At 37.4% G+C, this 26,287-nt stretch carries 27 protein-coding genes; 4 read left to right on the top strand and 23 right to left on the bottom strand.

Translation table 11 applies throughout. The features are described from left to right. Nucleotides 1-40: 40 nt before the first annotated feature. The 11 genes from AC4E8C_RS07305 to AC4E8C_RS07255 all read right to left on the bottom strand — a co-directional run bounded on the left by AC4E8C_RS07305 (nt 41) and on the right by AC4E8C_RS07255 (nt 9,653). Entirely contained in the window at nt 41-826 is a 786-nt protein-coding gene (locus AC4E8C_RS07305; protein WP_490211450.1) for an SDR family oxidoreductase, read from the bottom strand. Nucleotides 827-938: 112 nt separating this feature from the next. Further along, nucleotides 939-1,574 (bottom strand): FMN-dependent NADH-azoreductase, encoded by a 636-nt coding sequence (locus AC4E8C_RS07300; RefSeq protein ID WP_490211449.1) that lies wholly within the window; start codon nt 1,572-1,574, stop codon nt 939-941. 111 nt (nt 1,575-1,685) lie between these two features. Then, on the bottom strand, nt 1,686-1,835 hold the full coding sequence (locus tag AC4E8C_RS07295; protein ID WP_490211447.1) for a hypothetical protein: 150 nt from the start codon (nt 1,833-1,835) through the stop codon (nt 1,686-1,688). A gap of 209 nt (nt 1,836-2,044) precedes the next feature. Next, on the bottom strand, nt 2,045-3,757 hold the full coding sequence (gene ptsP / locus AC4E8C_RS07290) for a phosphoenolpyruvate--protein phosphotransferase (protein ID WP_490211446.1): 1,713 nt from the start codon (nt 3,755-3,757) through the stop codon (nt 2,045-2,047). After that, nucleotides 3,757-4,023, bottom strand: coding sequence for a phosphocarrier protein HPr (locus AC4E8C_RS07285; RefSeq protein WP_490211444.1), 267 nt, complete (start codon nt 4,021-4,023; stop codon nt 3,757-3,759). Before AC4E8C_RS07285 ends, ptsP begins: the two co-directional genes overlap by 1 nt. A gap of 414 nt (nt 4,024-4,437) precedes the next feature. Continuing rightward, on the bottom strand, nt 4,438-5,925 hold the full coding sequence (gene glpK, locus AC4E8C_RS07280) for a glycerol kinase GlpK (protein ID WP_490211442.1): 1,488 nt from the start codon (nt 5,923-5,925) through the stop codon (nt 4,438-4,440). A gap of 62 nt (nt 5,926-5,987) precedes the next feature. Continuing rightward, the gene (locus tag AC4E8C_RS07275; protein ID WP_490211441.1) at nt 5,988-7,196 is read right to left on the bottom strand and encodes a hypothetical protein; all 1,209 of its coding nucleotides are present in this window, start codon (nt 7,194-7,196) and stop codon (nt 5,988-5,990) included. After that, nucleotides 7,193-7,585: a hypothetical protein gene (locus AC4E8C_RS07270; protein ID WP_490211439.1), complete on the bottom strand. Its 393-nt coding sequence runs from the start codon at nt 7,583-7,585 to the stop codon at nt 7,193-7,195. The genes AC4E8C_RS07275 and AC4E8C_RS07270 overlap by 4 nt, the downstream gene beginning before the upstream one ends. A 41-nt stretch (nt 7,586-7,626) precedes the next feature. After that, entirely contained in the window at nt 7,627-8,388 is a 762-nt protein-coding gene (locus AC4E8C_RS07265; protein ID WP_490211437.1) for a DUF58 domain-containing protein, read from the bottom strand. Beyond that, entirely contained in the window at nt 8,385-9,335 is a 951-nt protein-coding gene (locus AC4E8C_RS07260; protein WP_490211435.1) for an AAA family ATPase, read from the bottom strand. The genes AC4E8C_RS07265 and AC4E8C_RS07260 overlap by 4 nt, the downstream gene beginning before the upstream one ends. A 123-nt stretch (nt 9,336-9,458) precedes the next feature. After that, complete coding sequence (locus tag AC4E8C_RS07255) at nt 9,459-9,653, bottom strand: hypothetical protein (protein WP_490212491.1); 195 nt, start codon at nt 9,651-9,653, stop codon at nt 9,459-9,461. Between the two features lie 246 nt (nt 9,654-9,899). Between AC4E8C_RS07255 and AC4E8C_RS07250 the strand changes: the two genes are divergently transcribed. Continuing rightward, on the top strand, nt 9,900-10,088 hold the full coding sequence (locus AC4E8C_RS07250) for a YkvS family protein (protein ID WP_490211433.1): 189 nt from the start codon (nt 9,900-9,902) through the stop codon (nt 10,086-10,088). 57 nt (nt 10,089-10,145) lie between these two features. On the opposite strand, the gene AC4E8C_RS07245 is transcribed toward AC4E8C_RS07250, so the two are convergent. Then, nucleotides 10,146-10,265, bottom strand: a complete 120-nt coding sequence (locus AC4E8C_RS07245) for a DUF6254 family protein (RefSeq protein WP_490211431.1) — start codon at nt 10,263-10,265, stop codon at nt 10,146-10,148. A gap of 147 nt (nt 10,266-10,412) precedes the next feature. Here AC4E8C_RS07245 and AC4E8C_RS07240 point away from each other — a divergent pair, with 147 nt between their 5' ends. After that, entirely contained in the window at nt 10,413-11,024 is a 612-nt protein-coding gene (locus AC4E8C_RS07240; RefSeq protein WP_490211430.1) for a CPBP family intramembrane glutamic endopeptidase, read from the top strand. A gap of 34 nt (nt 11,025-11,058) precedes the next feature. Here AC4E8C_RS07240 and AC4E8C_RS07235 read toward each other — a convergent pair whose 3' ends face one another. After that, nucleotides 11,059-12,108 (bottom strand): YkvI family membrane protein, encoded by a 1,050-nt coding sequence (locus AC4E8C_RS07235; RefSeq protein WP_490211428.1) that lies wholly within the window; start codon nt 12,106-12,108, stop codon nt 11,059-11,061. Nucleotides 12,109-12,308: 200 nt separating this feature from the next. Here AC4E8C_RS07235 and AC4E8C_RS07230 point away from each other — a divergent pair, with 200 nt between their 5' ends. Next, entirely contained in the window at nt 12,309-14,465 is a 2,157-nt protein-coding gene (locus AC4E8C_RS07230) for an ATP-dependent Clp protease ATP-binding subunit (protein ID WP_490211426.1), read from the top strand. Between the two features lie 40 nt (nt 14,466-14,505). On the opposite strand, the gene AC4E8C_RS07225 is transcribed toward AC4E8C_RS07230, so the two are convergent. Both AC4E8C_RS07225 and AC4E8C_RS07220 read right to left on the bottom strand, forming a co-directional pair. Further along, nucleotides 14,506-16,200 carry a M3 family oligoendopeptidase gene (locus AC4E8C_RS07225; RefSeq protein WP_490211425.1) on the bottom strand — a complete coding sequence of 565 codons (1,695 nt, stop codon included), beginning with the start codon at nt 16,198-16,200 and terminating at the stop codon, nt 14,506-14,508. Between the two features lie 98 nt (nt 16,201-16,298). Beyond that, nucleotides 16,299-16,739, bottom strand: a complete 441-nt coding sequence (locus AC4E8C_RS07220; RefSeq protein WP_490211423.1) for a MarR family winged helix-turn-helix transcriptional regulator — start codon at nt 16,737-16,739, stop codon at nt 16,299-16,301. Nucleotides 16,740-17,033: 294 nt separating this feature from the next. Here AC4E8C_RS07220 and AC4E8C_RS07215 point away from each other — a divergent pair, with 294 nt between their 5' ends. Further along, the gene (locus AC4E8C_RS07215; protein WP_490211421.1) at nt 17,034-17,378 is read left to right on the top strand and encodes a hypothetical protein; all 345 of its coding nucleotides are present in this window, start codon (nt 17,034-17,036) and stop codon (nt 17,376-17,378) included. Nucleotides 17,379-17,584: 206 nt separating this feature from the next. On the opposite strand, the gene AC4E8C_RS07210 is transcribed toward AC4E8C_RS07215, so the two are convergent. The 8 genes from AC4E8C_RS07210 to AC4E8C_RS07175 all read right to left on the bottom strand — a co-directional run bounded on the left by AC4E8C_RS07210 (nt 17,585) and on the right by AC4E8C_RS07175 (nt 26,138). Beyond that, a complete protein-coding gene (locus AC4E8C_RS07210) occupies nt 17,585-17,869 on the bottom strand; it encodes a ferredoxin family protein (protein WP_040204690.1) in 285 nt (94 codons plus the stop codon). Beyond that, nucleotides 17,869-19,164 (bottom strand): FAD-dependent oxidoreductase, encoded by a 1,296-nt coding sequence (locus tag AC4E8C_RS07205; RefSeq protein ID WP_490211420.1) that lies wholly within the window; start codon nt 19,162-19,164, stop codon nt 17,869-17,871. Before AC4E8C_RS07205 ends, AC4E8C_RS07210 begins: the two co-directional genes overlap by 1 nt. Next, nucleotides 19,157-20,188 carry an electron transfer flavoprotein subunit alpha/FixB family protein gene (locus tag AC4E8C_RS07200; protein WP_490211419.1) on the bottom strand — a complete coding sequence of 344 codons (1,032 nt, stop codon included), beginning with the start codon at nt 20,186-20,188 and terminating at the stop codon, nt 19,157-19,159. Before AC4E8C_RS07200 ends, AC4E8C_RS07205 begins: the two co-directional genes overlap by 8 nt. Before the next feature lie 24 nt (nt 20,189-20,212). Then, entirely contained in the window at nt 20,213-21,037 is an 825-nt protein-coding gene (locus AC4E8C_RS07195) for an electron transfer flavoprotein subunit beta/FixA family protein (RefSeq protein ID WP_490211418.1), read from the bottom strand. Nucleotides 21,038-21,662: 625 nt separating this feature from the next. Further along, nucleotides 21,663-21,905 (bottom strand): Spo0E family sporulation regulatory protein-aspartic acid phosphatase, encoded by a 243-nt coding sequence (locus AC4E8C_RS07190; protein WP_490211416.1) that lies wholly within the window; start codon nt 21,903-21,905, stop codon nt 21,663-21,665. Between the two features lie 186 nt (nt 21,906-22,091). Beyond that, nucleotides 22,092-22,679: a DUF2087 domain-containing protein gene (locus tag AC4E8C_RS07185; protein WP_490211415.1), complete on the bottom strand. Its 588-nt coding sequence runs from the start codon at nt 22,677-22,679 to the stop codon at nt 22,092-22,094. 151 nt (nt 22,680-22,830) lie between these two features. Then, nucleotides 22,831-25,125: a thiamine pyrophosphate-dependent enzyme gene (locus AC4E8C_RS07180; protein WP_490211413.1), complete on the bottom strand. Its 2,295-nt coding sequence runs from the start codon at nt 25,123-25,125 to the stop codon at nt 22,831-22,833. After that, nucleotides 25,125-26,138 carry a 2-oxoacid:acceptor oxidoreductase family protein gene (locus AC4E8C_RS07175; protein ID WP_490211412.1) on the bottom strand — a complete coding sequence of 338 codons (1,014 nt, stop codon included), beginning with the start codon at nt 26,136-26,138 and terminating at the stop codon, nt 25,125-25,127. The genes AC4E8C_RS07180 and AC4E8C_RS07175 overlap by 1 nt, the downstream gene beginning before the upstream one ends. Between the last annotated feature and the right edge of the window lie 149 nt (nt 26,139-26,287).

Below are 26,287 nucleotides of genomic sequence, written 5' to 3'. Positions count from 1 at the left end.
AATAAACGTAAAGAAAGGTTAATTAGAGGGAAATAGTCATTTAAATTGTCTTCACCATGCCCCCGTCAACAAGGAAGGAACTGCCTGTCATATAGGAATTAGCATCTGAAAGCAAAAACACTGCGACGTTGGCGAATTCCTCTGGAGTACCATATCTTTTAAGCGGAATCCCCTCTTTTGCATGTCTTTCAATTGTTTCTCGCTCTACACCAAACTTTTCGGCATTAACTTCATCTAAATGCTTGACTCGGTCTGTAGCGATTCGTCCTGGTGCAATTGTATTAATGAGGATATTAAATGGTGCTAATTCTGAAGCAAGTGTTTTAGAGAGACCTACAATTCCTGTCCTAAATGTATTGGAGAGAATCAATCCAGGAATAGGTTCTTTAATTGAGGAAGAAGCAATATTAAGAACTTTCCCGCCTTGTTGCTTTAAATATGGTAATGCCTCCCTTATAAGCCGCACATAAGATAATAAATTTAGTTCAAATGATGCTTGCCATTCTTCATCTGTTAACTCTTCAAACACACCTGCAGGCGGACCACCAGCATTATTAACAAGTAACTGAATTCCTCCAAATTTTTCAACTGTTGCTAATACTAGCTGCTTAATATCTTCGGGATTCGTAATATCCGCTTTTTGATAGGCTGCTTTCCCACCCCCATTTTGATTGAGTTTCTTTAGTTTCAGTTTCAGTTTTTCTTCGTCACGCCCGGAGATCATCACGTTAGCGCCTTCCTTGATAAGACGCTCAGCGATTGCAAATCCCAAACCCTGACTAGATGCGGCAATGAGAGCTGTCTTTCCCTCTAAGTTTAACTCCATGTTAATTTTTCCTCCTTTTATGTATTTACTTTCATTATAAAGAAACATTAGAGGAAATACTTGTAAAAACACTGAAAATGAGACAGTTTCCCGTCTCATGATCATTATTTATTTAGAATGTATGGGCTAAATCTTTTGCCCTTGCAATTGCATTTTCTTTTATTTCTTGAGCTTTTTCCGGCATGGCGTTATGTCCTTCAATAAAGAGACCTTCTAAGGCTGGTATACCGAAGAAACTCATCATAATACTGATATAGCGGTGTCCCATTTCCATCTGGGCTGCAGGTCCTTCAGAGTAAACGCCGCCCCGGGCTTGAATATGCAAGGCTTTTTTATCAGTTAATAGACCTATAGGGCCCTCTTCGGTATATTTAAAAGTTTTACCCGCGACTGCCACTGCGTCAAGATAGGCTTTCATAACAGGCGGAAAGGAGAAATTCCATAATGGTGTAACAAAAACGTATTTATCAGCGCCAATAAACTGTTCACTTAGCTCATTTAATCGCTCCACCTTCTTTGTTTCATCAGATGACAATTTATCAGGACCCTCCCCTGAGCGGAGCTTTCCCCACCCGCTAAAAACATCTGCGTCAATGTGAGGAATGTATTCTCGATACAAGTCTAGATGGACTACTTCGTCACTTGGATGTAATTGCTTATATTGATCAATAAATGCCTTACCAACTGCCATACTATACGATTGTGTTTCATTGTGTGGATGTGCTGTAATATACAACACTTTTGCCATGTTCGTTCACCTTCCTATTATAATTTATGACATTTTAGTATTAGTCAAAATCAATATTACTATCAAAAAAGGATTTGTCTTTTTAGACAAATCCTTTAAAAACTTTCCATTTTATTCGTTTGTATCAAGTGAGTAAGGGTTTCGACCAATATTTATTCTAATTTCATCGGTTAATTGGAAGGGTTCAGTAACCAATGCCTCATTTGTTGCTTGGCCTAGCTGAGTACTACCATCATAATGAAAAGGTTTTTGTTCCATCATCCTTTCACCTCCACCACTACTTTTATCATGTAAAAAAGAATTATTCACCACTATCTAATAACCCATAAATTTTCCTATAACTGGGTAATAAATAGTGTTTATGTAATACTAATTACTATTATACGCAATTATCTGAAATATAAAAGAGATAAAATAAAAAAAGAGATCAACTTAATTGTTAGTTGATCTCTATAGTAAGAGTAATCTATTTACTTTGTTGATGCTTTTACTGCTTCGATAACTTGTGAAGTGGTTTGCATATTAAGCACTTCTTTTGCCAACATTTCCATATCAGACTTTTTCAAGTTCTTTATTAGCGAACGCGCTTTTAAAATGGAAGTAGCACTCATCGAGAATTCATCCAAACCAAGTCCAAGAAGAATCGGAATAGCTACTTCATCTCCAGCCATTTCCCCACACATGCCAGTCCACTTTCCTTCAGCATGGGAAGCATCAATGACCATTTTAACTAGTCTTAAAATAGATGGGCTATAAGGTTGATACAAATAAGAAACACGTTGGTTCATTCGGTCTGCAGCCATCGTGTATTGAATTAAATCATTGGTACCAATACTGAAGAAATCCACTTCTTTGGCAAACTGGTCTGCTAAAACAGCAGTAGAAGGAATTTCCACCATGATACCAAGTTCTATTTTATCTGCTACCTTTTGACCTTCTGAAAGAAGTTTAGCTTTTTCTTCTTCAAGAATGGCTTTTGCAGAGCGAAATTCATCCAAAGTAGCAATCATTGGGAACATAATTTTTAAGTTTCCATAAATGCTGGCACGCAATAACGCTCGTAATTGCGTCCGGAAAATCCCTTGTTCTTCTAAGCATAAACGAATGGCTCGGAAACCTAAAAATGGATTCATCTCTTTCGGTAAATCCAAATAAGGAAGCTCTTTATCTCCGCCAATATCTAAAGTACGCACCACAACAGGCTTTCCTGCCATTCCTTCCAAAACAGCTTTATAGGATTCAAACTGTTCTTCCTCCGTAGGAAGCTGATCTCTTCCCATGTAAAGGAATTCAGTACGATAAAGACCTACACCTTCGCCGCCATTTTCTATTACTCCTTTTAAATCTTTAGGAGTTCCAATATTGGCTACTAATTCTACGTGATGGTTATCATTAGTAATGGTTGGCTCATTCACAAGCTTTGCCCACTCTGCCTTTTGAGCTTCATAGTCTGCTTGGACCTTCCGATACTCTTCAACAAGTTCAGGTGTTGGGTTAATATGTACTTCACCTTTTAATCCATCAACAATGACAAGATCTCCATTTGTAACTTCTTCTGTTGCTGTCTTTGTTCCAACTACTGCCGGAATTTCCATGGAACGAGCCATAATGGCCGAATGCGACGTTCTACCACCAATATTTGTCGTAAATCCCTTAACAAATTTACGGTTTAATTGTGCCGTATCAGATGGTGTTAAGTCTTCAGCAACTATGATGACTTCCTCAGCAATCATACTTGGATTCACCACTTGAACACCTAATAAATGAGCTAATACGCGCTTTGTTACATCGCGGATATCTGCCGCACGTTCTTTCATATATTCATTATCCATTTGTTCAAACATCATAACAAACATGTCGGCAGTTTCCTTTAACGCAAACTCCGCATTTACATTGTCAGACTTAATTTTATCTTCAATCGGTGCATTTAATTCTGGGTCGCTCAGAACAAGAAGATGTGCTTCAAAAATGGCTGCCTTATCCGCTCCAAGGTCAACCTTGGCCTTTTCACGAATGGCTTCGAGTTCAGCTTTTGATTTCTCCATTGCCACTCGGAAACGCTCAATTTCAGCCCCCGCATCTTCGACTGCTGTCTTTTCAAAAGTTAGATCTGGTTCAACAAGACGGTATGCTTTTGCAATCGCAATACCGTTTGAGGCTGCTATCCCTTGTAAAAAAGCCATTATTCTGCCAATCCTTCTTTTTTCAATGTATCTTCTAATGCTTGAACTGCATCATCAGCATCGCTGCCTTGTGCAGCAATTTTAATGTCTGCGCCCTGACCTACACCTAATGACATAACACCCATAATTGATTTTAAATTAACTGTTTTACCTTTATATTCTAAAGTAATTTCAGAATCAAATCTGCTAGCTGTTTGAACTAATAAAGTTGCTGGTCTTGCATGAATCCCTGTTTCTGCTATTACTTTAAATTGCTTTTCTGCCATGCTTAATCAAACTCCTTTAATATATAATAAAAATTTAACTTGCTTTATTAAAAATAAACATTTCTCGACATTTAGTCAACTAAATCAATCATTGAATAAAGAAATCCACTATTTGTGCTCCGCTTATTTTACCAAAAATAGAGACCAAACATGCACAGATTTTTACTGTCTCAATAATGTTTACTTTTCTTACAAATGCTAGAATAGCATGTTCCCCTTTTTCAAACAACTATAAATAACAAATTCACAAAACTGTCAAAAACAAATAAAAACTACCATAAACAAGTTTAGCAAATAATAACCTCCACCAAGTAAATCATGTTATTCCCAAAGGTCATATATTAATGAAAATAAAAGACCACAAAACAATACTCAAACTAGTACCTGTCCTGTGGTCTTACTAATAATCAAAAGCTATTTATATGCCATTGCGGCTTTGACCGCCTTTTTCCAACCATTATATAGGTTTTTTCTATGCTCTTCCGACATTTTCGGACTAAACTGTTGGTCAACTGCCCATTGTGTTGATATTTCCGCCTGACTTCCCCAAAAACCAACCGCAAGCCCTGCTAAATAGGCGGCTCCAAGAGCGGTTGTTTCATTAACAATGGGCCGCTCCACCGGGACATTTAAGATGTCACTTTGGAAAGCCATTAAGAAATTATTTTTGACGGCACCCCCATCCACACGAAGCGTTTTTAGTTCGATGTTCGAATCCGCCTCCATGGCTGATAAAACATCCTTTGTTTGGTAAGCCAGTGATTCAAGGGTTGCACGGACAAAATGTTCTTTAGATGTCCCCCGAGTTAGACCAAACACGGCTCCACGGACATCACTATCCCAATACGGTGTTCCTAATCCTACAAAGGCTGGAACAACATAAACTCCATCTGTTGAATCAACCATTGCTGCATATTTTTCACTGTCTTTTGCATCCTTTAACATTCTTAAGCCATCACGAAGCCATTGTATGGCCGAACCTGCTACGAAAATGCTGCCTTCTAGAGCGTACTCAACCTTTCCATTTATCCCCCATGCAATCGTGGTTAATAAACCATGCTCGGATCGGACTGCTTTTTCACCTGTATTCATTAACATAAAACAGCCAGTTCCATACGTATTTTTGGCCATTCCTTTATGGAAACAAGCCTGACCAAATAATGCCGCTTGTTGATCACCAGCAATCCCTGCAATGGGAACCTCTTTCCCAAAGAAATGACTTTCAACAGTCTTGGCATAAATCTCAGAGGACTGACGCACATCGGGCAGCATTGATTTGGGTACACCTAAAATTTCTAATAATTCATCATCCCACTTCAGCTCGTAAATATTGAACATAAGTGTCCGTGAGGCATTAGAATAATCTGTCACATGTGCTCCACCTGACAGTTTCCAAATCAGCCATGTATCAATGGTTCCAAACAATAGTTTTCCAGCGCTTGCCTTTTCACGGGCTCCAGCGACATTGTCTAGGATCCATTTTACTTTTGTTCCTGAGAAATAGGCATCGATCATTAACCCTGTTTTTAAGCGAAAAAGTTCTTCATAGCCTTTCTCCTTTAATTCCTCACATATTTCTGTTGTTTGTCTCGACTGCCACACAATGGCATTGTAGACAGGCTCCCCTGTTTCTTTATCCCAAACAACAGTTGTTTCCCGTTGGTTGGTAATGCCTATCCCCGCAATTTGTTCAGGCTTTACACCTGATTCGGTTAAAACCCCAGCAATTACAGCCAAAATCGATCCCCAAATTTCATTAGCATTGTGCTCGACCCAGCCTGGTTTTGGGAAAAATTGCGAAAATTCCTTTTGAGACACATGAACGATTTCACCTCTTTTATTAAACAATATTGCTCGGGAGCTGGTTGTACCTTGGTCTAAAGATAAAATATAGTTTTCCATGGGTATAATCCCCTTCATGAAATTATCGAATCTAGACAATGATTTTTAATTAATCCTCTTAATTATTCCTTTTTCCTTAACGTCCTACGGATCTCTTTTAATTGTTGTTTTAACAGGTGAATTTCCATTTTTACATAGGAGTATTCTTCAGCAGTTGCAAATATATTGCCATAACGAACTTTATCATAAATTTCAATTAATTGATCGGAACCTTTTAATCCGATTCTTTGCCACCATTCCTCGAGAGTTTCCTTCGGTAATCTTCCTAGTTTCAATTTATAGGCATATCTTTCTAAATTAAAAATCTCTCTTCTTATACTATCTAAAGGGGGTACAACCCTCTTACCAAAAATTGAACCAGGTTGATAAACATATTCTCCCGCTTTAATTTCCACCATTTGGAACCGCTCACCACTGCCTAATTTCTGATTAATAATTTTCTTCCTAATTAAGTAAAGAATAAATGCCGCGGCACTTACGAAAAGAAGTATATAAACGATATCAACTGTAAAATAATTATTTTCTTGGTATTCAATTCCATCATATTCACCAGTACCTGCTTTTAGATTTGGCACCCGGTCCTCTCCACCAATTAAGCTAAGAATATAGAGAAGGCTGTGGGAAATAGGGTTAACCAATTGTGAGAAAAGCAGGGCGAGTAGTTGCAACACACCCAAAAATAATGCCTGGATAGAATGAAGGAATACTGTAAGCAACATCCCAATAGCCATGATCACTATGATGATAGTTAAAAAGTACCCAGCAAACTTTGATTGATCTGTTTGGATGGAAAACCACTTTTTTAAGAATGCTCCAAATTGAACGACAAGAATTTGGGCAATTAGCAAATAAATAATAGGCCGTTGGTAAGGATAATGGCTCATGGCAGCATAGATGATGACCACTAATCCAATTAATAATGAATACAAAAGCAAGGAAGTCTCCAAGTGATCTGAAATGCCCTCATGTAAAGAAACACCACGCCAAAAGATAAATAAACCTATTCCCAAGCTAGTTAACAGAGAAAAATCAGCCCAAAATCCCATCATCAGCAGGATGGGAAACACAGTCCCGAAATAAAGCCATTTCCCCTTATTAGAATATTTTACAAGCAAATTAGAAAAAAGGACAAAACTTCCGATACACAGAACTGATAACAAAAAAATTGGAGGCAGTTCTTTTTTATGTATATAAAGTAAAAATATTGCAAGATTGACCATAATCATTTCAATAAGAAAGTGATAGGAGACTCGTGCCACACGTCTAATCATGGCTGTACCCTTCTTTCTTGATGAATAACTAAATCATTTAGCAGGGCATTATCTTCATCTATTATAAAATGATACAGCTTTGTTCCTTTCATAGATAAGTTAAGGAGCTGCTGATTCGTTTCGGTTGTCCTGATACCTGCGTGGATGAAAAATGGCTGATTTCCTAAATGTCTAGTATAGAAAGAAATCATGTAATCATAGGGTAAACTCGTATTTTGGACACTTATGGACGCAAGGGTTTCCAATACTTTTTGGAGATGTTCTTTCCCTTCTCCTTTTGGAAGGTAAATAAATGGAGTATCGCCGACGGCTCTCACGTTGATGCACAGAGAATACGGAATTTGCTTGTAAAAGGCAAAATAAGCAAGCTCCGTCATACTGCTAATCAATTTTTCTAGATCGCTTGTAATGGAATGGCCATTGGAAACGTTTAAGGAAACATTCCAGCCCGTTTCAGAAATTTTTCATAAATTTTTGTTTGCAAGCCTTGTTTTCTCGCACTTGCTTTCCAGTGGATTTGGTTGAAACTATCAGAAGGAACATAGTCTCTTGTTCCTAATGGTCCTAGTCGATCTTCATAAACTGAATAGGGAACAACACTTACTCCTTGTTGGTTGGACATTAATTCTGCTAACCCTTTTACTGAGCACCTCATAGGATAAACTACTGCCAGTTGTTTTAAAAAAGCTTTTGATTCTAAAATTGTCACCCCAAAACCCAACAGACTAGGAATATAAAATTCTAATTTTCGAATTTTAGCGATTCCTCTCCTATCTGCCATGAAAGGAATTACAACCTTCTTTGTTTGGTTCGTTAAGAGTGACAATGGAATAGAAATATCATAAATAGATTGGCTAGAATCAAACTTTTCACCTATCGGAACAACAAAGTGATCAAAATAAACCCGAAGTTCCCCTTTTAAAATAGGATAGCCATTGTTTTGGAATGTCAGGGTCCAATGGCCTTGATTACCGCTAAAATAACAGTTTTTGTCATATATGTTTTCAAACGAGAGCGCATCTCCTGCTTTTTTTAAATAATAATGATTACAGACAATGATAATTAAAAAAATGACAGCTAGGAAAAACACTAATTTGGATTGGATGTATAGACTAACCACAATAAGGACAATTGCAAACCCACTAATACCCGGGATCTGGTGATCTTCTACCGAATATTTATTCCAAATCATCCATTTGTACCTGCTTCGACTGGTACAGGGATTGAATCAAGGATCTCATCAATCATGGCTTCTGGTGTTTTGGTTAGTGAACCTTCAATTGATAGAAAAATCCTGTGTCCTAGTACGTAGGGAGCAACAGTTTTCACGTCATTAGGTGTCACATAGGTACGACCATTTAAAAACGCCTTTCCTTGGGAGGCTTTCATGAGGGCTAATGTTCCCCTAGGACTAACCCCTAATTCAATGCTGCTGTGTTCTCGCGTTTTCCTTACGATTGTTAACATGTAATCTTCAATGTCCTCTGAGATATGCGTGTTATTGATCGCTGACTTCATACTTAAAATCTCGGGAATCGAAAATACAGGTTCAATGGTATTCATGTTCTTTTCGCCACGGTGTATTTTCATGATCGTCTTTTCATCTTCAAAGACCGGATAACCTACTTTTATTTTTATAAAGAATCTGTCCATTTGCGCAACAGGCAAAGAAAACGTTCCCTGTTGTGATTCAACCGGGTTCTGTGTTGCAATCACCATAAAGGGTTCCTCTAGCGGGACGGTCACGCCATCTATTGTTACTTGTCGTTCTTCCATTACCTCCAATAAGCTGGACTGAGTTCGAGGGGTAGCCCGATTAATTTCATCAGCTAAGACAATATTTGCGATAATGGGTCCAGGCCGTAATTCGAAATCTTGAACTTTTGGATTAAAAAACTGAATCCCCGTTACATCGCTCGGCAGGACATCAGGGGTAAACTGAATGCGGGAAAATTCTCCGCCGATGGCAGTGGCAAAGCTTTTAGCAAGCATTGTTTTACCTGTTCCTGGTACACTTTCAAGCAAAATATGACCATTAAATAATAAGGAAATTGCCATCAATTCAATTTCCATATCTTTACCAACCATTATATTTCCGATTTCTTGTTTTAGTTGCATAATTTTTTCAGTTAATTCCATGTACTCATCTCCATTAAGCATTTATCATCTATCTTATTTTATCAAAGTTTAAATTTTCTCAAAACAATATATTTTAAAATAAAAGAGAACCAACAACTATGTCGATTCTCTTTACAAAAACGATTAACTTCTTGGTTCTTTAAGGTATTGATATAAAACATCTCCGCCTCGCTGACCAATCCCACGGAAGTGCTTAAAATCCTTCCTTTTCACAAGTACCTGACGAAATTCCAAAAAATCCTCATTTTTTACAAAGTACTCTGATAACTCCCCTGTACTCAGCTTATCTAATATTTCTGTGACCATTTCTTCTATCACATTCATGCACCACCCTTATAAAGTGTATTTTAACTTATTGTCTCATGATTAGTAAAAATTCCTTCTCTTATTCTATTAATGTAAGCGTTTTCCTTCTTTTATTGGTTTCTGTTTCATATTAATATATAAATTCTTTAAGAATTAACCAAATTGTCAAACAAAAGCCTTTACGAATTGCTAAAAGTAGTGCAAACTGTTATTTAATTGGATTTTAATATAGTTTTTGAGGTAAAGGAGAGAGACTAATTGAGAAAAGCAGAAGTAGGAAATATCATAGAATTTCGTGGCGGCCTGCAAGGGATTGTTGAAAAGGTAAATGAAAATTCTGTAATAGTCGACCTAACATATATGGATAATTATCGTGATTTAGAATTAGACCAACGAACGGTTGTCAATCATAAAAATTATAGAGTGATAAAAGAAAGCGCTTATTAAAAGAATATTCTGAAAAGACGAGGCACTCATCACTGCCTCGTCTTTTCTCTTTTTTGATTATTGACCTTTTCCTGCTTCTTTAGAAAGTTCCTTTAACGATTTAACTTGACCATGAGGATTTTGATCTTGTTTTCTAACCGTCCACTCACGCTCTTGCTGGCTTTTAGATTTGCTCATTCCAATCACTCCTTTCCCAATTTATTTTTCCAACTAGATAAGTTCTTATTAAAGGAAATGGATAAAATGTTTAAAGAAAATAATTTCCTTTTGAAAAATTTATTTGTTAAAATAAATTTTATTGATTCATAAAGGAGTTTGTTATATATGAAAAAAGGCTTTCTAGATATGCGCCTAATCATAGGATACATTCTTGCGCATGCTCTTATATACTTTTCATTTCAAGATAAAACAATATTTTGGTATATCTTTACTGGATCAGTGATAGTGTTAATAATATTTGCTATGTTCCAGGGCGAAGTAGATGATCAAGCATCCTTTATACAATATATTTTCCTCGGTGCAATCACTGGATTCTTGATTTACTTTATTTTTTGGTTAGGATTTCAAGCTATTCAAATCCTGCATCTTCCTTTTGAGCAATCCATCAGAACGTTGTACCGCTGGTATGCACCACACGCTTTTTGGCATTATATTGCCCTGGTTTTGATTGCAGCGCCTGGAGAGGAGCTATTCTGGCGGGGTTTTATCCAAAAAAGGCTAATGACGTACTTCCAACCGATTTGGAGTATTTCACTTGCAGCATTACTTTACGCCTCGGTTCATCTCTACTCTGGTTCTTTTTTATTGGTTTTTGCAGCCCTTGTTTCCGGTTTGGTGTGGGGGCTCCTGTATTATTGGAAAAAAAGTATGCCACTAGTGATTGTATCCCATATTGTTTTTGATTTGATGATTTTTATCATTTTACCTTTTAAATAAAAATGGCAGCTGTTTTTGTTAACAGCTGCCATTTTTATTTTTTTTTCATTGGTGTAAATGGTTTCATCCATAATAGTATAAAAAAGGTCATACAGATATAGCCAAACAAGGGATATAAATAGGATAAAAGTGTGCCATAGTTTACAAGGCTGATCAGGTAGGAGACCGCAAAAATGGCCGTAACCGAAGCAATCGTAGGCACAGGCATGAATTGTTTTAGCTGTCTGTCAAGTCCAAAGATATTTCCTATCACGGATGTGAAAATTTCCCCATAAATCACGAGAACAAAGATCCAATATAAAAAGGGTGCCAAATTTTTCATAACAATTGCCATAGGGATTTCATATAGTTCTAAATTTGGCAGCATGATTAAGGTAAAATGGCTAGAAATCAATATTAAGGTTAGAGCCGCCCCTCCCAGGATCCCCCCCCATTTAATCGTCCAATCATCCTTTACCTCTGTTGCAATCGGTACTAATACGGCTTGTGCAAGACCAAGATTCAAGGCTGCATAGGAGAAGGGCGCTATTACAGTTTTCCAGCCATCGTCTGCATGAGGAATAAATAATAATTGATCTAAAAAGTGCGGCAGCTGAATGGAAAAAAGCATAAGAATAACACTGAAACTAATCATTAAGGGAACAACAAAGGTATTAACGGCAAAAAGCCCTTTCGTACCGATTAACATAACGATAAACGATAGAAAAATCGTTAAAAATACTCCAATATCCCTAGGTATTCCCAACTGTTCATCGAACACTGCCCCAGCACCTGAAAGCATGACGGCACTCACTCCAAGCAGCATAAAAAGCATAAAGATGTTAATGATACGACTTGGCCATTTACCAAATAAGTACTCATTAAACTCTTGGTAAGATTTAGCATCTATATGTGCGGCCATTCTCATAAGCTTGGAACCTAGTGCAATAAAGAGATAACCGCTCATTAATATACTTAGAAAGCCGAAGAAACCAAACCGTGAAAAAAATTCAACGATTTCTCTTCCTGTGGCAAAGCCAGCCCCCACCACGGTTCCTACATAGACTGCCGCAATTTGAAATGCTTGAGTCCAATTCTTCGTCACATCATCTCCCCCTTATCAACAATATATGATTTAAAGGACAAACAAAGACGAGCTTTTTTTCTTATTTGGTAACCATTTCTATAAACAAAATACTTGAAAGTCAAAAAAGGTCAGAGTATACTATAGCCATAAGGTCAAATATAGTCAAAGTCAAAGTATTTGTTACTCAAACAAAAAATATATTAGGAGGTAATTTGCTTATGCTTTGTCAAATATGCAACCAAAACACTGCCAATATACAATTAAGCTTTAATATTAATGGACAACGTAAGGAAATGAAACTCTGCCAAGAATGTTATACAAAAGAAAAACAAACCCTGAAGGCTGGGTTTGGTCCTAATTTACATTCATTTCCGAACTTCCCATTTGAAAATTTATTTATGGCTAAAGGCTTTCCAGAAGGTCAAGATATAAATGGACAACAAGCACCAATAAATGGAAATGAAGCAAGTCATAACGCTTTTATTGACCAATTTGGACGAAACTTAACCAACTTAACAAAAGCAGGATTAATCGATCCAGTGATTGGTCGAGATGAAGAAATAAAACGAGTAATAGAAATTCTTAATAGAAGAAACAAAAATAATCCCGTATTAATTGGAGAACCAGGTGTCGGTAAAACAGCCATTGCAGAAGGTCTGGCAATAAAAATTGCTAGTGGCGATGTCCCAGTGAAATTACGTAATAAAGAAGTCTTTTTATTAGATGTAGCATCTCTAGTAGCTAATACGGGCATCCGTGGGCAATTTGAAGAAAGAATGAAACAAGTCATATCAGAAGTACAAGAGCGTAAAAATATTATTCTTTTTATTGATGAAATCCATCTTTTAGTGGGTGCCGGTTCTGCTGAAGGTTCTATGGATGCAGGAAATATATTAAAACCAGCATTAGCACGTGGAGAATTGCAGGTAGTCGGTGCAACCACATTAAAAGAATATCGGCAAATTGAAAAAGATTCTGCCTTAGAACGCCGCTTCCAGCCAGTCCACGTTCTTGAACCAACATCAGAAGCAGCGGTTGCTATTTTAAAAGGTATTCAACAGAAATACGAAGATTACCATGAAGTCACCTATTCAGAAGAAGCGATACATGCATGTGTACAATTATCTCAGCGCTACATTCAAGACCGCTTCTTACCGGACAAAGCGATTGATTTGCTTGATGAAGCTGGTTCTAAGTTAAATCTAACATCGGATTATAAAAGTAATGAGCAAGTTGAAGTTCGCTTAAAGGAAATTGCCGGAGAGAAGGACGAAGCACTTAAAAATGAGCAATATGAGAAAGCTGCTATACTGCGGGATGAAGAAGCAGAACTTGAGAAGCAATTAAACAATAATTCCAACACTAATCGACCTATAGTTACAGTATCTCATATTCAAGAAATTATTGAACAAAAGACAGGTATACCTGTTGGCAAGCTTCAACAAGATGAACAGTTTAAGATGAAACACTTAGAAGAAAATCTTAATAAGAAGGTAATTGGACAGGAAAAAGCAGTAAACAAGGTGGCAAAGGCGATAAGACGTAGTCGTGCTGGCTTAAAATCAAAGCATCGTCCAATTGGTACTTTCTTATTTGTTGGACCAACAGGGGTCGGAAAAACAGAACTTTCCAAAACACTTGCTGAAGAGTTATTTGGGTCAAAAGAAGCTATGATCCGTTTAGACATGAGCGAATACATGGAAAAACATAGTGTCTCTAAATTAATTGGTTCACCTCCAGGCTATATTGGTCATGATGAGGCAGGCCAGTTGACTGAAAAAGTTCGCCGAAATCCCTATAGCATTATTTTATTAGATGAAATTGAAAAGGCACATCCAGATGTACAACACATGTTTTTACAAATACTTGAAGACGGCCGTCTAACTGACAGCCAAGGAAGAGTGGTTAGCTTTAAGGACACGGTCATTATTATGACAAGTAATGCTGGTGTCAGCCACAAAACTATCCATGTCGGCTTTGGTGCTAATGAAGCCATTGAAGAAGCAAGCATTTTAGATTCACTAGGCAGTTTCTTTAAACCAGAATTCTTAAACCGATTTGATAGTATTATTGAATTTAACGCACTTGATAAAGAACACATTTTGTATATCGTTGATTTAATGCTGAGCGAACTACAAGCTACATTAAACGAACAAAATATTGAATTCGCGATTACTGTGGAAGCAAAAGAAAAATTAGCTGAACTTGGCTATCATCCTGCATTTGGCGCTCGCCCACTTCGCCGTGTCATTCAAGAACAACTCGAAGATAAAATTGCCGACTATATTTTAGAACAACCTGAAGCAAAAAATTTATCAACTGTTGTGGAGGATGGAGAATTTAAAATTGTTTCAGAAGCGGTACCTATGAAATAATCAAAAAGCGAAGCCTTTTTTTAACAGGCTTCGCTTTTTTTTATAAATTTTTATCTTCTACTGTATTTAACCAACTATCAATTACGCCTACGACAGATTCAACACAACCATCTTCAAAGGGTGAAATTAAGTTAGCCGTCTCCACGAGTTTAGTAAATGACATACTGCCACCAAGATTGCAAAGCTTTACATAATCTGCCCATGCTGCTTGTTGGTCTTCTCTTGAACGCTTCCAGAATTGAAAGGCACATATTTGTGCGAGCGTGTAATCAATATAATAAAACGGGGAATTATAGATATGACCTTGACGCTGCCAAAAACCACCGTTTTCTAAATATTCATTTCCATCATAATCTTTATGTGGTAAATACTTTTTCTCGATCTCCCGCCATTTTAGTTTCCGTTCTGTTGGGGACGCAGTTGGATTTTCATAAACCCAGTGCTGAAATTCATCTACGGAAACTCCATAAGGCAGGAATAATAAGGCACTACTTAGATGTGAAAATTTATATTTATCGGTATCTTCCTTAAAAAATAATTCCATCCATGGCCATGTAAAAAACTCCATGCTCATTGAATGAATCTCGCAAGCTTCATAGGTTGGCCAATAATATTCTGGGATTTCAAAATGACGGCTGGAATATACTTGGAAGGCATGACCTGCCTCATGTGTCAACACATCAATGTCACCCGATGTACCGTTGAAATTAGAAAAAATAAATGGCGCCTTATAATTTTCTATAAAGGTGCAATAGCCCCCGCCTGCTTTTCCTTTCTTTGCCACCAGATCCATAAGATTGTTTTCTTGCATAAATTTAAAAAATTCCCCTGTTTCCTTTGAAAGATCTTCATACATTTTTTGACCATTTTCAATAATCCATTCTGGACTGCCTTTCGGAGCAGCATTTCCTGATAGAAAATTAAAAGGTTCGTCATAATACTTTAGTTGGTCCAGACCGATTCTTTCTTGTTGCCGAGCTTTTAATTTTGTAGCAATGGGAACAATATATTCCTTCACCTGTTTACGGAAATTTGCCACCATTTCTGCATTGTAGTCTGTTCTCATCATCCGATAATAGCCTAGCTCCACAAAGTTTTTAAAACCAAGGGTTTGGGCAATCTGCGTCCTTACAGATACTAACTCATCATAAATACGATCCAGCTCCGCTTCATGTGCAGCTAAAAATCCAAACTTTGCCTCGTTGGCCCGTTTTCGTATTTCTCGATCTCTTGATTCCGTAAATGGCTCTAACTGAGCAAGTGTTCTTTCTTCTCCTTCAAATTCTATCTTAGCTGAAGCAAGCAACTTGGTGTATTCTGTTGATAACCGATTTTCCCTTTGAAGATGCGGTACAATTTCTGGTTTAAACGTCTTAAGCTGCCCTTCCGCAAGTGCAAAAAGCTGTGTTCCCCATTTTTCTTCTAATTGAAGACGGAATTTTGAGTCAACTAACGCTTGGTAATATTTTGTTACCAATCCCTCAACCTCAGGCTGAACCTCATCCATATAGTCCTGTTCTTCCTTATAAAACTCATCATTCGTATCAATAGAATGACGAATATAACAAAGGTTGAACATGGTGCCTAAATCGTTTCTTTGCCTATTAATCTCATTCATAACTTCACTTTGTTCTTCCACTGTAGCGGCGTTTTTAAAACGTTCAAGGACCACCTCAAATTGTGCTTTTACTTCATCCAAGTCAGGTCTAACGTATGTATAGTTTTCAAAGCTCATGAAAATAACCCCCTTATTTCTAATTGCCAAGTATATTATTTCGACACTGTTCATTCTTATTCCTTTTAATAAAAAAAATACGGCCAAAATGGCCGTATTTAAAATTTACCTGCTGGCAATCCTAACTTTTTTAACAAGTCAATCGCTTCCGTCTTCTCGGAATCAGTTAAGCTCGACATTAGTGTATCAATTTGCTTAGCATGTTCAGGAAAAATATTTTGAATAAACGTTTTTCCTTCCTCTGTTATTTGCGCATATGTTACCCGTCGGTCTGTTGGGCAAGCAATTCTTTTCAACAGCCCTTTTTGTTCAAGCTTGTCTACTACATAAGTAATACTTCCACTAGCCAGCAAGATTTTCCCACCGATTTGCTGCATGGGCTGGTCACCTTTATGATAAAGCAGTTCCAAAACGGCAAATTCTGTTGGATTTAGCCCATTTGCTTGTATTACTTTATTTACATGTTCATTAATCGCTTTATATGCTCTTGAAAGGACAATAAATAGCTTTAATGATTTAGCTACTGAATCATTTTCCATAATAACCTCATCCTTTAGGTTTTTGTTTTAATATTTCCATCCTTAAATAATATCTCGATTTCAAGGTTATTATAAAAAACTTTTTAATTAATGTCAATTTCCTGTTATATTTTTGAAAATTGAGTTTAACAGGCTGGCTGATTTTTCACTCTAAGTATTCCGTTTCTAAAACTCGCTTATTTTTGACAATTTTATGAATACGTTTTAATTTTTTAATAATTTTTAACATTTATCACACAAAAATAGTTTCAAACTTTCATATAATATAGATAAACCTTTAAGGGAGGGGAAAAAATGAGAACTCCAAATTATCATGACTTTTATGAAAAGGCCTTTATTTCAATTGGACTAAATGATCTGGATTCCCTAAAGAAATCCACTACTGATTGTCATTTAGAATTTACCCATTGGCTCATTGCGGTAGAAGGTGTCCAACTCCCCCAGTCTAAAATTTATTATCACTGGAAAGTGAGTATTTATCCAGCAACTAAGGAAGGAGATTTTAATTGGAAGACTCCCTATTATTGTTCAGCTAATATGGAATTAATAGATAGTGCCATCACACTTGCCTCTTCATTAACTGAGTCCAGTAAAAAGGATGACCTTTCCTCTGCATTACAACTAGAGAAAATAAGCTAGACCTCGAAAACCTAACCCACTGCTTCACTCTCTTTTTACCCTTTCTTGTGAAAAAACCTACATATAGGAATAAATCGTAAATATCCATAAAAAAAGTCCCAAAACATCCTTCTCCACAATAAAATGCTAAGTTAATTTACTTAACAGCATTAATACTGTGTTATGTGCGAGAAGTCAGGTAGTTTTGGGACATTAATTGTACTAAGTTAAGCTAAGCGGAACACAATTCCATGACCGCCCTTTGGGTATTCCCATTTAATATTTTGATAGGGGCATCCAATTCGGCAGCTGCCACATTCATGACAGCCCTCATAGCCGACTTGCATTCGCGTACCTTCCCATTTATATACCTCTGCCGGGCAGAATACTGTACATATTTTATCGGGACATTGGGTCATACACACATCATGATCGAGTACGGTTAAGTGGGATTTAGTGTCACATTTGAAACGGAGAAGATATTGTTTTTCTTCAATATTCTTGGTTGACATTATTTCACCGCCTTCCATGCGCGATAAAGATCTTGCAATACTCGTATAGTTCCTCTTTCTGAAGTCACACTCTTCATGATCTGTTTTTGCTTTTCTCGTTTTGGTGTTCCATCAACAGTAAAGAATTTACTCATTGCCTTATTCATCATAGGAACATATTCATTAAAATATTGTGGATACTTTTCAAACGTATGTGCAGCATCTTTATACTTTTCTAAATCCTTAATAATAAAGCTATCATATAGTTTTTCTCTGTAGAGATTTAAACTTGCTTGCGTAAAGTCACCACGATGTTTAGCTTCTATAATGGTTTCGGCAGCTAATAAACCGGAATGCATCGCCATGTTCGATCCTTCACGATGGATCGCATTCACCAGCTGGGCAGCATCACCTACAACAATAACACCATTACCGGCCACCTTCGGAACTGAACGATATCCGCCTTCTGGAATTAAATGGGCGAGATACTCAGCTGATTCCCCGCCTGCAATTAACGGTTTGACCATAGGATGATTTTTTAAGTAATCTAACAGCTCATATGGTTTTAGTTTTGCTTTTATCATACTAGAAAGGGTCGTTCCTACTCCGATATTTAAGCTGTCTTTATTGGTATATATGAATGCAGTCCCAAGGTTTCCTTTTGTCGAGTCACCGAAGATTTCAATAGTAGTACCTTGGTTGTCTTCAAGATTAAAGCGGTCATTGATTTTATCTTTAGGCAAGTTAATTACTTCCATGACAGTAAGGGCGACTTCATCCGGGCGAAACTCCTTATGAAAACCTAACTGTTTAGAAAGAAGTGAATTCACTCCGTCAGCTAAGACAACTACATCGGCATAAACTTCGCCGTCCGGCCGGTCAGTACGAACCCCGATTACCTTTCCATTTTCAACAATACATTCCGTCACAACTGTTTCATTAATCAGCAATGCACCTGCTTCGACTGCCTTCCTTGCAAACCATTGGTCAAACTGTGCACGCAGTACTGTAAAGTTATTATATGGCTCAATGCCCCATTCAAGACCTTTATAACCAAAAGAAACGACCGATTCTTTATCCATCATCCAAAAGCGTTGTTCAATAACTGGTCTTTCAAGCGGTGCTTCCTTCCAAAACTCAGGAATTAATTCTTCCATTTGTTTGCGGTACAATACCCCGCCCATTACATTTTTAGCACCGGGATATTCTCCTCTTTCAATAAGCAAAACCTTCAGCCCATTTTTTGCACATGTTAGGGCGCAAGAGGTACCTGCGGGTCCTGCCCCAACGATAATGACGTCAAATTTCTCAGGCATAACTTATTTCACCGCCTTTTTCAGTTCTGAGCTGCTTAAAGTGCTCGATTAGTTTTGGAACAATCTCGAGGGCGTCCCCAACAATTCCATATGTGGCAACATCAAAAATTGGCGCATTAGGATCTTTGTTTATAGCAATAATAAACTCGGAATTTTTCATGCCGACTACATGTTGAATGGCTCCGGAGATACCAATCGCAAAGTAGATTTTAGGCGTAACCGTTTCCCCCGTTTGACCCACTTGCTGCTCATGTGGCAGCCAGCCTGCTTCCACTACGTCACGAGTACCGCCGACACTAGCCCCAATTGTTTCTGCTAACTCATGGATTAGTTGGAAATTTTGTAAATCTCCCATTCCCTTGCCGCCGCATACAATAACATGTGCATCGGCCAAATTTGCCTTTTTTGTTACTTCATTCACAATTTGCAGCACTTTAGTACGCATATCCTCTTCTTTTAGGTCAATTTTCTCCTCAATAATTTTTCCAAGCTTTCCTGAATCCGGCTCTAATGCCTTCATGACCTTGGGTCTAACCGTTGCCATTTGAGGACGATGTTTTTTACATAAAATTGTCGCCATTATATTACCGCCAAAGGCAGGACGACTAGCCTCTAGTAATCTATTTGATACATCGACATCTAGCATTGTTGTATCTGCAGTTAAACCTGTACTTAAATCAGTTGCCACTGCACTCGCTAAATCTTTACCATTCGGCGTAGCACCATAAAGGATAATTTCTGGTTTATATTTCCGAGCTAGCAGCATTACACCCTGCATATAGGATTCTGTACGGTAATCTTTTAATACGGGATGGTCAACAACGTACACTTCATCAGCACCATAGGAAATAACTTGATTTGCTAAGGATTTTATCTCATTTCCTAATAAAAATCCCGCTAAAGGAACTTCTAATTTATCAGCAAGCTTTCTGCCTGCACCCAGTAATTCAAGTGATACCCCTTCGACTTTTCCCTTATTTTGTTCAATGAATACCCATACTCCACGGTAATCGTCAAGATTCATGAAAACCCCTCCTTACGGCAAAAGTTATTTAGTTGACTGGATCGTGAACAGATCCTTTTTTTCCAATAATACATTGATGAGTTTTTCGACTTGCTCATCAGCTGTACCTTCTAATCTCTTACCACCTTCAGGTCTAGGAGGTGTAAACATTTTTCCAACAATGGTTGGAGAGCCCTTTAAACCGAGCTGGATTCGGTCTACATTTTCAAGGTCACTGACAGCCCAGATAATCGGTTCATATCTCGCTGCTTTAATCATATTTGGCATCGGTGAATATTCAATATCATTAATTTCCTTTTCAACCGTTAACAAACACGGAAGTTCTGACTGAATTAATTCATAACCATTTGTTAGTTTTCGTTTTATTAAGACCGTTTTTTCCTGTTGATTCACTTCCACTACCTCAATTACATTTGTTACAGGCGGGATATCCATCCTTCTCGCAATCCCTGGTCCAACTTGTCCTGTATCCCCATCAATGGCATGTTTGCCACAAATTACTATATCAATTGGGTTTTCCTTGTTTATCCTTTCTAACGCCTTCGATAATGCATAACTAGTCGCTAGTGTATCAGCACCAGCAAAGGCACGGTCAGTAATTAAATATCCCCTATCTGCCCCAATTTCGATACTCTTCTTAATAACCGCTGTCGCTTGGGGGGGACCCATTGATAAAACTGAGATCGTTCCACCGTTTTTTTCCTTAATACATACAGCCTCTTGTACAGCATGTGCATCGTAAGGATTTAAAATAGCTGGTGCACTACGGCGGTCGAGTGTGTTGGTTTTCGGATTAATCTTAATAATTTTTGTATCAGGTACTTGTTTGACACATACGACAATGTGCATGTAGGACTTTCCCTCCTCATATGTCTGTGATAAATTGAAAGCGTTTGCTTCCTTTGGTTATAAAAAATGCCTTTATTAACGATATATGAATCGCAACACAAGCATAGTACCAAACAATGATTGTTTTCTCTTTTTTCTTTCTAGATTTTAATGAAGTGAAATGAATTAATTGATGATAGACAGTTTCTATGATGCCGTCATACGAAGGTAGTAATAACAGGATGCGTGGTGATCTATAGATCCAAGATGTGAAATTTCAGTTTAAATTACTACTACTATTACTATATGAAATATTGAGATATAAACAATGATAAAAATCACAGGTAGTAGATTTTACTTAGTGGAAGATTCTAAATAGAAGAGGCCGCTGAAGCTTGTATTAGAAGTGTTAATTCTGTCTATCAATGGGTGTTAACAGGCTTAAAAATTCTCTTGATTAACAAATTAAAAGGGGATCGGAGAGGCGGTGCTTTTGCTTTACAAAATTCGCAATTTTATTTCAAAATGTGCGGGAAGGCCTTATGATCACTTTATGTAGTCGATTTGTGAATGAATAAATTAAAGGCCTTCAATCTGAAAACTTACTTACTTTAATGGACTGGGGTTATTTTAATATACAAAACTATTAATACAAAACCTTGGGCCAAATCATAATCATTTGTTTAAAGGCAAATTTTACTTCTTCATTTGTTCTTGAGTTTCCCTCAATTGACCGTTGATATTGGTTTATTAATTCATCTAATTCTTGGCTGTATTTTATTGTTTCTTCACTTGTAAAACCCAAATTATTTGCACTATTAATCATTAATTCCCTTTTTGCTTTTATCTCTTCAATCATTTCAGATTGAGAATTACTATACTTGTACAATTTAATCCTCCTACTCTTACACTGTTACTGTAAACCACTAAAAAAGTAGACTACTTGAAGAATTATGACAAGAAACTTTATAAAAGTAAATACATTCGCAAAAGTAGACAAAACATTCTTTTTCCTTCGTTTTTCGACAGATTTCATTTTATTTTTCTTTCAATTACGACAAAATTCCACGTACTTTTATTCAGGTTTAGCCCACATTTCTTCTGGATTAAGTTCATATATCCCTTTTTCCCTATACATATAATGATTAATGATAAACTCCCTGCGTATGGTGGCATAATCATCATGAAATTGTTTAATGTAATCATTTATGTCTTTTTCATCATACTTTATTCCGCGTTTTAATCCTTGTACGATGTGTTCAAACACAATTAACTTTTTCTTCCTTTGGGCAGGGATTGTTTTTAATTTTCCTTCCTTTGAAAAAAAATTAGTGATGACTCTTTGCCTTTCTAAACTAGCTTCTACCATATTTTCAAGCTCCTCCCCTTTTTTTTCTAGCATTTCAGTTAGCACTTGTGCCTGTTGTTTAATCATGGATTCATTTAAATAAAAATGAATAGTATTTTTGTCTCTTCTTTCAAAAACCACATGTATGTCTCTTAACTTTTTTAGATGATGGGTAATGGTAGGAGCTGTTAAGCCGAGCTTTCCGGCAATTGCTTGCCCATGTAAAGGTCCTTTTGCTAAAAGAGCAACTATTCTAACCCTGGTTGGATCACCCATTACCTTATAAAATGCGATAATACGATTAAGCTGTAACATATATTCACCCTCAATTTCGATATATATCTAATTAGATATATATCAATTTTTCAATCCTCTGTCAATAGTTGGAACGGGTAAACAAAAAGAACGCAAAACCAGTCAAGGGTTTGCGTTCTTTTTATTATTTTCTGTTAATGTATTGTTAAACTTAAAGCATAGGATTTTCGTGCTTTGCTTTTAGACGTTGCCATCTTTTTTCAACTTCTAACTCAAATTCTTCTAAAATTGGTTTATTTTCATCTTTTAGAAGATGTTTCGTTTTGCCCATATATTTTAACCAATCAGAGAGAGGAATACGTTTGTTCTTTTCTTCAGGATTATACGTAATATTCGTGATGCCTTGTTCCACTTCATAAAGTGGGAAAAAGCAAGAATTTACTGCCGCTTCAATTATTTTGCTGCCAAAGCGGTCGTCGGACTTCCAGTTAAGCGGGCACGTGATAAGAAGCTTACCATAAACTGTTCCCACATTCTGAGCATACCATTGTGCTTTAGCCCCTTTTTTAACTAAGTCCTGCGGGAAAGCTTCTGAACCTGTAAAAACATATGAAATATTAGTGGAAGCCATAATTTGTGCAGTATCTTTATGATGGAATGCTTTTCCACGTTGAACTTTCCCAACGCCAGATGTACTAGTCATATGCCCAATTGGAGTTGAATAAGACATTTGTGAGCCTGTATTCATATATCCTTCATTATCATATTCAAGCATAATTAGTTTATGTCCCCGAAGCGCTGTACCAATCGCAGAACCCATGCCGATATCCATTCCGCCATCGCCCGTAATCATTACAAATGTGGCATCGTCTGAAACCTCAATTTCGCCGCGTCGTTTTAGTTCCATAAACGCCTCTACAGTTCCTGACAAGGTAGCAGGACCATTTTGGAACAGATTATGGATCATTGTTTGTTTGTGTGAAGTACTCGGATATCCTGTAGTGGTCACATAAGCACAACCTGTTTGGAATAATGTAACAATGTCTCCCTCAATACCCTTGAAGAATAACTCAAGGCCGGCAAAGATTCCGCAGCCTGGACATGCTCCATGGCCTGATGCAATCCGTTTAGGCTTTCCTGTTAGAGCTCGGAGTGGCGGGATTTTCACCTTTAATTTATTTGTTTCTTCGTCCATTTTCACATCAATTAAACCTGTTTTATAGACATCGCCATGCTGCGGCAGGATGACCGGCTTAAGAATATTTTCAGGATTACCTGGAACGTGGCCATAGTAATCAAATGGTTTTTCAGCATAACCCTTTTCCATTGCGTCAAGCGCCATTTCAAAAAATGCAGTAGCATCATCTGCATAGAAATCTTTACCGCCTAGACCAAATACACGGCTTAAAACAATCGTTTTATTGCTTTTATCGTCTTGCAAGGCTGATTTTACTTCATGTGTTAAGTTTGGACCATTAGCACCGTAAGAATCAGCACGCTCACCAACTAATAATGCTTTAACATTCTTTAGAGCTTCACGGATTTCCTTCGCAGGGAATGGACGAATGATATTCGGACTGATTACTCCTGCCTTAATGCCTTTTTGACGAAGTTGATCGACAACATCTTTTGCAGATTCTGCAGCTGAATTTAATAAGAATACGGCTACATCTGCATCCTCCATTTTATATAAATCGAGAACTGGATAGCTTCTGCCTGAAAGCTTCGCATATTCAGCAGCAACTTCTTTAAATACCTCACCTGCGTTGTACATGGCTTCTGATACCTGGAAGTGATTATTAAGGAAATCATCCCCGCTCATATGGGCACCAACCGTTACTGGCTTCGTTAAGTCCCTTACAAAGTTATAATCTGTTGGACATTCACCAACAAATTGTTGGACAACTTTGCGATCCTTAAAGTATTCTACTCTTCGCTTTTGATGGGATGTAAAGAAGCCATCATAGGCCACAATCACTGGTAAGCGAACTTTAGAGTGCTCCGCAATTTTTAGAGCCATAATATTCATGTCATATACAGCTTGAGGTGTTTTTGCTGTTAAAATAACCCAGCCAGTATTCAAAGCATAGTAAAGATCTGAGTGGTCTCCACGGATATCAAGTGGTCCACTAACAGCACGGGTAACAAGGTTAAGTACCATTGGAAAGCGAGTTCCCGATTGTACAGGCATCTGTTCAAGCATATATAAGAATCCATTTGCACTAGTTGCATTGATAACACGTGCTCCTGTAATGGCTGCACCATAGCAAATACCTGCTGAACCATGCTCCCCATCCGCCGGTATCAACTTAATATCATGCTCTCCACGAGTTTTCATTTGATCTAAAAATTGTGCAACCTCTGTTGAAGGAGTAATTGGGAAATAACCCATAATATGATAATTGATTTGAGCTGCTGCTGTCGCTGCCATTTCATTTCCAGACTCAAATGTGGAAATCTGTTCAGCCATACTAGGTATTGTTAATTGATCCTCTAACATTGCCATTATTGAATCCCTCCTGCTATATAAGGAAAGTTTTGCTTCACACGGTGTTCATCAGCATAACCGATCATTTCACGAAGTTCCCCCAGTGCATCCGTTGGGCATGCTTCAACACATTTTAAGCAGCCTTTACAATATTGATAGTCAATACCTTTAAGGAACATTTGCTTTCTGCCTCGTTTATCTTCTCCCTCTTCCCAAACAAAACAAAAATCGGGACAAACATTGTCACAAGCCGCACAGTGAATACATTTATCTTGATAGAATTCGGGCAGGAATCCCTGACGTGAACCGCTTAAGTCTTTAAAAATACTATTAGCTTGTGAAACCATAACACCACCAATTTCTTGGGTCATATAACCTAGCTTTGGAAGTGAGCGTGTAAAGGCTTTACCTTTGGCACCAGCTGGCACTTCATATGTTTTAAATTGAACTTCATTATATCCACGATCAAACGTACGAATATTTGGTTCAACAAGATGAGGATATTTCTTAGTGAAGGTTTTGCGAATCACATCTCTCATTGATTCTGGATCTAAAAAATCACAAATACGATATAGCGCACCAAGCATGGCTGTATTTACTTTCGTTTTTTCCTCAACCGCAATGGTTAGGGCGTCAACAATAGCAAGTGTCCCATACTCTAAATGTAAGTCATTTTTAACATCATCAAAGTCTCTAGCTGTATTTACCAAAACAATTCCTTCAGCATTCAAACCACTGACAACATTAACAGTTCTATATAGGGCTTCGTGAAATACCCCCACAATATGTGGTTGTTCGATTGGACTATGATCTCTGATTTCTACATCTGGGTCACAAAAACGAATAAAACTCTTTACTGGAGAACCCTTCTTTTCTGATCCATATGATGAAAAATTGGAACCCCTCAAGCCAAGACTTAAAACTCCAGCTTCTGCCAGCATTTTTCCAGCTAAGTTTGCTCCTAGACCACCGATTGATTCCAGTCGAATTTCAAAAAATCCCAATTCATTTTTCTTTGGTAAAATTGACATAATGTCCCTCCCCATTTCCGTTAAAAAATAAAACAAAAAAATGAAAAAAATACTTCCCCACAGGTATTGTAGGACATTTCATATTATTACGCTGTGACAAAAGTCAAACATCCTTAAAAATCTTTTATAACACATCAAAAACACATGAA

The organism is Neobacillus sp. SRL179, from assembly GCF_984799095.1.
This window is presented reverse-complemented; position numbering and strand designations above follow the sequence as displayed.

Coding starts and splice junctions, on each gene's coding strand:
- ptsP (WP_490211446.1), bottom strand. CDS start 3,757: ATGGCTTTTTTACAAGGGATAGCAGCCTCAAACGGTATTGCGATTGCA.
- AC4E8C_RS07300 (WP_490211449.1), bottom strand. CDS start 1,574: ATGGCAAAAGTGTTGTATATTACAGCACATCCACACAATGAAACACAA.
- AC4E8C_RS07180 (WP_490211413.1), bottom strand. CDS start 25,125: ATGGCAATGTTAGAGGATCAATTAACAATACCTAGTATGGCTGAACAG.
- glpK (WP_490211442.1), bottom strand. CDS start 5,925: ATGGAAAACTATATTTTATCTTTAGACCAAGGTACAACCAGCTCCCGA.
- AC4E8C_RS07205 (WP_490211420.1), bottom strand. CDS start 19,164: ATGCCTGAGAAATTTGACGTCATTATCGTTGGGGCAGGACCCGCAGGT.
- AC4E8C_RS07305 (WP_490211450.1), bottom strand. CDS start 826: ATGGAGTTAAACTTAGAGGGAAAGACAGCTCTCATTGCCGCATCTAGT.
- AC4E8C_RS07265 (WP_490211437.1), bottom strand. CDS start 8,388: ATGATTTGGAATAAATATTCGGTAGAAGATCACCAGATCCCGGGTATT.
- AC4E8C_RS07210 (WP_040204690.1), bottom strand. CDS start 17,869: ATGTCAACCAAGAATATTGAAGAAAAACAATATCTTCTCCGTTTCAAA.
- AC4E8C_RS07285 (WP_490211444.1), bottom strand. CDS start 4,023: ATGGCAGAAAAGCAATTTAAAGTAATAGCAGAAACAGGGATTCATGCA.
- AC4E8C_RS07220 (WP_490211423.1), bottom strand. CDS start 16,739: ATGGAAAATGATTCAGTAGCTAAATCATTAAAGCTATTTATTGTCCTT.
- AC4E8C_RS07185 (WP_490211415.1), bottom strand. CDS start 22,679: ATGTTACAGCTTAATCGTATTATCGCATTTTATAAGGTAATGGGTGAT.
- AC4E8C_RS07215 (WP_490211421.1), top strand. CDS start 17,034: ATGAGAACTCCAAATTATCATGACTTTTATGAAAAGGCCTTTATTTCA.
- AC4E8C_RS07200 (WP_490211419.1), bottom strand. CDS start 20,188: ATGAATCTTGACGATTACCGTGGAGTATGGGTATTCATTGAACAAAAT.
- AC4E8C_RS07225 (WP_490211425.1), bottom strand. CDS start 16,200: ATGAGCTTTGAAAACTATACATACGTTAGACCTGACTTGGATGAAGTA.
- AC4E8C_RS07175 (WP_490211412.1), bottom strand. CDS start 26,138: ATGTCAATTTTACCAAAGAAAAATGAATTGGGATTTTTTGAAATTCGA.
- AC4E8C_RS07230 (WP_490211426.1), top strand. CDS start 12,309: ATGCTTTGTCAAATATGCAACCAAAACACTGCCAATATACAATTAAGC.
- AC4E8C_RS07195 (WP_490211418.1), bottom strand. CDS start 21,037: ATGCACATTGTCGTATGTGTCAAACAAGTACCTGATACAAAAATTATT.
- AC4E8C_RS07240 (WP_490211430.1), top strand. CDS start 10,413: ATGAAAAAAGGCTTTCTAGATATGCGCCTAATCATAGGATACATTCTT.
- AC4E8C_RS07245 (WP_490211431.1), bottom strand. CDS start 10,265: ATGAGCAAATCTAAAAGCCAGCAAGAGCGTGAGTGGACGGTTAGAAAA.
- AC4E8C_RS07260 (WP_490211435.1), bottom strand. CDS start 9,335: ATGGAATTAACTGAAAAAATTATGCAACTAAAACAAGAAATCGGAAAT.
- AC4E8C_RS07295 (WP_490211447.1), bottom strand. CDS start 1,835: ATGATGGAACAAAAACCTTTTCATTATGATGGTAGTACTCAGCTAGGC.
- AC4E8C_RS07275 (WP_490211441.1), bottom strand. CDS start 7,196: ATGATTAGACGTGTGGCACGAGTCTCCTATCACTTTCTTATTGAAATG.